Origin of the sequence: Spongiactinospora gelatinilytica, assembly GCF_003236385.1 — a bacterium.
In the GTDB taxonomy this organism is placed as follows: Bacteria; Actinomycetota; Actinomycetes; order Streptosporangiales; family Streptosporangiaceae; genus Spongiactinospora; species Spongiactinospora gelatinilytica.
In genome coordinates this window covers 1-4,582 of record NZ_POUA01000497.1, presented here as the reverse complement: position 1 = coordinate 4,582, position 4,582 = coordinate 1, and the positions used below count along the sequence as shown (strand labels likewise).

The 4,582-nt window shown below is 71.6% G+C and carries 5 protein-coding genes; 3 read left to right on the top strand and 2 right to left on the bottom strand.

The window, feature by feature from the left end; genetic code table 11:
• The coding region (locus C1I98_RS35655) for a DUF885 family protein (protein WP_111171707.1) at positions 1–1,343 on the top strand (1,343 nt) is incomplete at its 5' end.
• A gap of 74 nt (positions 1,344–1,417) precedes the next feature.
• Entirely contained in the window at positions 1,418–1,786 is a 369-nt protein-coding gene (locus tag C1I98_RS35650; protein ID WP_111171706.1) for a VOC family protein, read from the top strand.
• A gap of 10 nt (positions 1,787–1,796) precedes the next feature.
• Here the strand turns inward: C1I98_RS35650 and C1I98_RS35645 are convergent, their stop codons facing one another.
• On the bottom strand, positions 1,797–2,660 hold the full coding sequence (locus C1I98_RS35645; RefSeq protein ID WP_158558320.1) for a maleylpyruvate isomerase N-terminal domain-containing protein: 864 nt from the start codon (positions 2,658–2,660) through the stop codon (positions 1,797–1,799).
• Positions 2,661–2,841: 181 nt separating this feature from the next.
• On the opposite strand from C1I98_RS35645, the gene C1I98_RS35640 reads away from it, so the two are divergent.
• Positions 2,842–3,687 carry an SAM-dependent methyltransferase gene (locus tag C1I98_RS35640; RefSeq protein WP_111171704.1) on the top strand — a complete coding sequence of 282 codons (846 nt, stop codon included), beginning with the start codon at positions 2,842–2,844 and terminating at the stop codon, positions 3,685–3,687.
• A gap of 11 nt (positions 3,688–3,698) precedes the next feature.
• On the opposite strand, the gene C1I98_RS35635 is transcribed toward C1I98_RS35640, so the two are convergent.
• Positions 3,699–4,439, bottom strand: coding sequence for an SDR family NAD(P)-dependent oxidoreductase (locus C1I98_RS35635; protein ID WP_233508465.1), 741 nt, complete (start codon positions 4,437–4,439; stop codon positions 3,699–3,701).
• Positions 4,440–4,582: the final 143 nt, after the last annotated feature.

Sequence of the window (4,582 nt, the reverse complement as noted above, 5' to 3'; positions counted from 1 at the left end):
CCGCCCACCCCCACGACGCGGCCCACCTCCAGGTCTTCGAGGAGTCCATGCGGGTGCGGTTCGACCGGCTCCAGTTGCACCGCCGCAACCTGATGGACCATCTGGGCAACCTGGATCTGGCCTGCTACGACCGCGAGTACGCGCCGGCCGCCGAACGGGAGGCGGCCAGGCGGGCGCACCTGGCGCTGTGGCCCGAGGCGGTCGAGGCGTCCATCGCCTCCCTCGACCTGCTCAGCGCCCCGGTGGCCAAGGCGCTGCTCGGGGCGGTGCGAGGGCTCGCCGCCGGGGTCGATGACGAGGCCGCGATCAAGGCGCACGCCCGGCTGGTCGCGCACGTCGAGGCGATGGCCGCCGACGGCGACCCCGACGCCGCGCTCGGCGCGGACGGGCTGGCCGCCCTGATGGGCGCGGACGACGGCATGGAAGTGGACACCGGACGGCTCGCCGAGCGGGCCGACGCCGAGCGGGACCGGCTGATGGAGCGCCTGACCGACGCCTGCGCCCGGTACGGCGCGGCGGACCGCGCGCCGCTCGACGTGTGCCGGGAACTGGTCAAGCAGCACCCCGACGGCGACGGGGTGGTAGAGGCGGCCAGGCGCTGGACGGAGAAGTCGATCGAGTTCACCCGCGAGCGCGCGCTGGTGCCGTACCTGGACGGCGAGTGCGCGGTCGGCCTGGCCCCCGAGTCCCGCCGCTGGGCCATGGCCATGATGAGCTGGGCCGCGCCGGGCGAGCCGGAGAGCCCGTCGTGGTACCACATCACCCCGCCCGGCCCCTCCTGGCCCGCCCAGGACATCGCCGACTGGCTGGAGGTCTTCAGCGACACCACCCTGCCGGGCATCACCGTCCACGAGGTCGCCCCCGGGCACTTCTCGCACGGGCGCGCGCTGCGCAACGCGCCCACCCCGGTCCGGCGGACCCTCCAGTCGGCCGCGTTCATCGAAGGCTGGGCGCACTACGCCGAGGAACTGTGCGTCGAGGAGGGCTTCGAGGCCGGTGACCTGCGCTTCGAGATCGGCGTGTGGCTGGAGTCGCTGGTCAGGGTCACCCGGCTGGCCTGCGCGATCGGCGTCCACACCGGCGCGATGACCGTCGAGGAGGGCGCGCGCAGGTTCGCCGCCGACACCCACCTGGCCGGTCCCGCGGCGCTGTCCGAAGCCTCCCGGGCCGCCTACGACCCGACCTACGGCCGCTACACGCTGGGCAAGCTGGCCATCCTCGACCTGCGCGACCAGGCCAAGGCCCAGTGGGGGAACGCGTTCACGATCCAGCGGTTCCACAAGGCCATGCTGGACCTCGGCGCGCCGCCGCTCGGCCTGCTGGGCAACGCGCTGACCGCCTGAGGTCACGGCGAGGCCCGCCCGAACGGGGGCCTCGCCGGCCCGGAACCGTCGGCCGGTTCTGCGAGACCCGGGGCATGCTGCGCATCGGTACGGTGGTCCTCGGCGTCGAAGACGTGCCCAGGGCGGTGGAGTTCTGGTCCAGGGCGCTCGGCCATGTGCTGCGCGATGAGATGGACGACGACCGGGCCGTCCTGATGCCGCCGGACGGGCGGGGCTTCGGGCTGGCGCTCGGCCTCAGCGAGACGCCCGTGCGGGAGCACCCGCGCGTCCACCTCGACCTCTACGCGGGCGACGCGGCCGAGCAGGCCGCCGAGGTGGAGCGGCTGATCGCGCTGGGCGCCGAGCGAATCGCATGGGACCTCTACCCCGACGACGCCGACTTCGTGGTGCTGGCCGACCCCGACGGCAACCGCTTCTGCGTGATCGACGCCACCCACGGCTGAGCGGGCCCGCTCAGCGGCGCAGCCGGGTCACCAGGGGAGCGGCGGTGAGCACGTCGCGGGCCAGCCCGGGATCGCCGGTGACGGTCGCCTGGACCTCGTCCGGGCCGAGCCGGTCGCCGAGCAGGAAACAGAAGTCGATCACGTCCATCTCGATCTCCGCGGCGGGCTCCACCCGTTCGCGGCCGAACCGCACCACCCGGGTGCCGCCACCGGGGCCGGTGAGCGTGATCCGCGCGGCCCGCTCGTCAGGGGCGCCGCCCGCCGCGATCATCATGGACGTGCGCAGCATGCGGCAGCCGAACTGCGACAGGGTGTGCACATGGTCGGGCACCGGCAGCGGCAACCGCAGCCCCTCCGCCGCACCGGAGCAGATGTCCTCGGAGTGCATCCACGTCTCGTAGGCCCGCATGGCCAGATGGTCGCGCAGCCGCATCGTCACCGCCGCCGCGGTGATCCGCTCCTCCTCGCCGGGGATCGAGCCCGCGGTGTCCAGATGGTGGCACAGGGCCGCGGCCTGCTCCCGCCAGCGGGCGGCGGCCTCCGCCCCGGGCCGGTCGCGCAGCGCGTCGAGCACCTGGTCGGTCCTGGCCTCGGGGTCGTCACCGGCCGCTGAGGGGCCGATGACCGGCGCGCCGAGCGCCGCGGCCAGCAGGCCGTCCACGGCCATGAGGTGGCCCGCCACACCGGCCGGTGTCCATCCGTGGACCACCACGGCGGTCCACCCGGACGCCGGGAGCGCGGTGAGCAGCACGTCGAGCGCCGCGACCCGGCTCGCGTACGGCGCCGCGTAAGCGGGCACGCGGTGCGCGGGTCTGCGCCCCGGGCCGCCGCGTACAACGGCGAGCAGGGCGGAACGTAGCCGGGAGGGGTCCATATCTGAGGTTCGCTCGTGTCCAGATCTCGGATGAAGATTATCTACCATGCGCACTCCACGGGCCGGGAATGCGCAAGGCGCTCACCCGAGCGGGGGTAACCGAAGATTATTCTCCGGGTCCGGACCACGAAAAGAGCGAAAATCACGTTAATCGGGAGGCCCAACCTATCCCACATCATATATGATCCTGTGGGGAATGTATTCGCCGCGGCTGCGAGGGGGCACCACTGTGAGCGACTCTGAGCGCGTTCCACCCGCTATCAACATGAACCAGATGAGTCACGCGAGGGCCTACAACTACGTCCTCGGAGGTAAGGACAACTATGCCGTGGATCGGGCCGCGGCGCGGAAGGTCATGCGGGCCGCCCCCGACCTTCCCCTGTTAGGCCGGGCCCAGCGCCGACTTCTGTTAAGAATCGTACGGATGTGCGCAGAACAGGGCATCGGCCAGTTCCTGGATATCGGGACCGGCATTCCCACTGAACCGAACGTCCATGAGACGGCCAAGGAAATCAACCCGCGAGCCCGGGTGGCCTATGTGGACTACGACCCGATCGTCTTCGTGCACAACAACGCGTTGCTCGCCACCGAGCCCTCGGTGATCTCTCTCCAGGCCGATGTCCGTGATCCTGAGGGAATCATGGACAATCCCCGTGTCCGATCGTTAATCGACTATGACAAGCCGATGCTGGTGCTCTTCGCCGCGCTGTTCCACCTGGTGACCGACGCGGAGGACCCGGCGGCCCTGGTGGCGCGGTTCCGCAAGCGGATGGTCCCCGGCAGTCACGTCATGATCTCGCAGTTCTGCAGCGACGGGAGTGATCCCAAGGCCCAGGCCGAACTGGAGGAGATATCGGTTAACTCGCCCTCACCGATGCGCTTTCGCACGCGCGCCGAGATCGGCCGCTTCTTCGCGGGCTTCGAGCTGCTCGGCCCGGGAGTGGCCGACGTCCAGGACTGGTCGCCGGACGAGCAGGTCCCCGCGACCAGCCTGCGGATAGCGGCGGGCGTCGGCAAGGTGGTCTGACCACGTCCGTCTCACAGGTCGGTGGAGGTGGCCCCGCCGTCCACGGTGAGGTGCGTTCCGGTGATGAAGGACGCCTCCTCGCTCAGCAGGAACCGCACGGCGTGGGCGACCTCCTCCGGCCGGCCCAGCCGGGCCAGCGGCGACTTGCAGGCGAACATCGACACCGCGGCGCGGTCGCCGTCCAGCGCCTCGGCCAGTTCGGGAGTGTCGATGTAGCCGGGACACACCGCGTTGACCCTGATGCCCGCAGGGGCCAGTTCGGCGGCCATCGAGCGGGTCAGCCCGAGCAGGCCGGCCTTGGCCGCGCAGTAGGCGGGCGCGCCCGCCAGGCCCACGATGCCCTCGATCGCGCCTATGCCCACCACGGCCGCATCGGGCGCGTCCCCGAGGTCGCCCAGCAGCGCCCTGGTCAGCATGAGCTGGGCGCGCAGGTCGACGTTGAGCACCGCGTCCCAGCGTTCGTCGGTGATTTCCGCGATGGCGGCCGGCCCCAGTATCGCGGCGGCGTGTACCAGCCCGCCGATCGGCCCGATGACCTCCCTGCTCGCGGCGATGGCGGGCCCGAGCGAGGCGGTGTCGGTCACGTCCACCGCGAGCCCGAAGGTCGGCAGCGGGGTCAGCATCGCGGCCTCCTTGGCCGTTCCCCGCGCCCCGGCCTCGTCCGCGTCCCAGACCGCGACCGGCCGCCCGCCTTCGGCGATTGCCAGCGCGCAGGCCCGCCCGATACCTGACGCGCCTCCCGTGACGATCACTCCGCTCAACGGTCTCTCCTCGGCTCGTGGGGGTTCGTCGGGGTTCATGGGGTTTCTTGGGGAGTGGACAATTGTGTACCCCGTGGTGGCGGAAGTTCTAACACACACCATCGAACCGCCGGGCGGGGAACGGTCCCGTGAGG

What these genes read in the sequence shown, in the direction of transcription:
- C1I98_RS35650 (WP_111171706.1), top strand. Translation starts at nt 1,418, where the DNA reads ATGCTGCGCATCGGTACGGTGGTCCTCGGCGTCGAAGACGTGCCCAGG.
- C1I98_RS35640 (WP_111171704.1), top strand. Translation starts at nt 2,842, where the DNA reads ATGATCCTGTGGGGAATGTATTCGCCGCGGCTGCGAGGGGGCACCACT.
- C1I98_RS35645 (WP_158558320.1), bottom strand. Translation starts at nt 2,660, where the DNA reads ATGGACCCCTCCCGGCTACGTTCCGCCCTGCTCGCCGTTGTACGCGGC.